Raw genomic sequence first — 839 nt, forward strand, 5'->3', positions numbered from 1 at the left:
CACATCTTGCTATCACGTCAGGTTGGCGTACCGTACATCGTCGTATTCATGAACAAATGTGACATGGTTGATGACGAAGAATTGTTAGAGCTCGTAGAAATGGAAGTTCGTGAACTTCTATCTGACTATGACTTCCCAGGCGATGACACCCCAATCGTTAAAGGTTCTGCTACTGAAGCCCTAAAAGGCTCACAAGAAAAATACGGCCAACCAGCCGTAGTAGAACTTCTAGGTATCCTAGACACTTACATCCCAGAGCCAGAGCGTGACATCGATAAAGCATTCCTAATGCCAATCGAAGACGTCTTCTCAATCTCAGGTCGTGGTACTGTAGTAACTGGCCGTGTTGAATCTGGTATCGTGAAAGTTGGTGACGAGATTGAAATCGTTGGTATCCGTGACACTCAAAAAACCACCTGTACTGGTGTAGAGATGTTCCGTAAACTGCTTGACGAAGGTCGTGCAGGCGAAAACTGTGGCGTACTACTTCGTGGTACTAAGCGTGAAGACGTACAACGTGGTCAAGTATTGGCTAAGCCGGGTTCTATTACCCCGCATACCAAGTTTGACGCTGAAGTATATGTATTGTCAAAAGAAGAGGGTGGTCGTCACACCCCATTCCTAAACGGTTATCGTCCACAGTTCTACTTCCGTACTACTGACGTCACTGGCGCAATCCAGTTGCAAGACGGTACTGAAATGGTTATGCCTGGTGATAACGTTGAGATGGGCGTAGAGCTTATCCACCCAATCGCTATGGACAAAGGTCTTCGCTTCGCTATTCGTGAAGGCGGCCGTACCGTAGGCGCTGGTGTTGTTGCTAACGTTAACGTTTAAGA

General features: G+C 47.1%; 1 protein-coding gene. It reads left to right on the top strand.

Features of this window, described 5'->3' with window-relative positions; all coding sequences use genetic code 11:
- On the top strand, positions 1-837 hold an 837-nt coding region (locus AAEY78_RS12245; protein WP_352339619.1), incomplete at its 5' end, for an elongation factor Tu.
- Between the last annotated feature and the right edge of the window lie 2 nt (positions 838-839).

This window comes from Psychrobacter sp. 16-MNA-CIBAN-0192, from assembly GCF_040309565.1.
Classification (GTDB): Bacteria; Pseudomonadota; Gammaproteobacteria; order Pseudomonadales; family Moraxellaceae; genus Psychrobacter.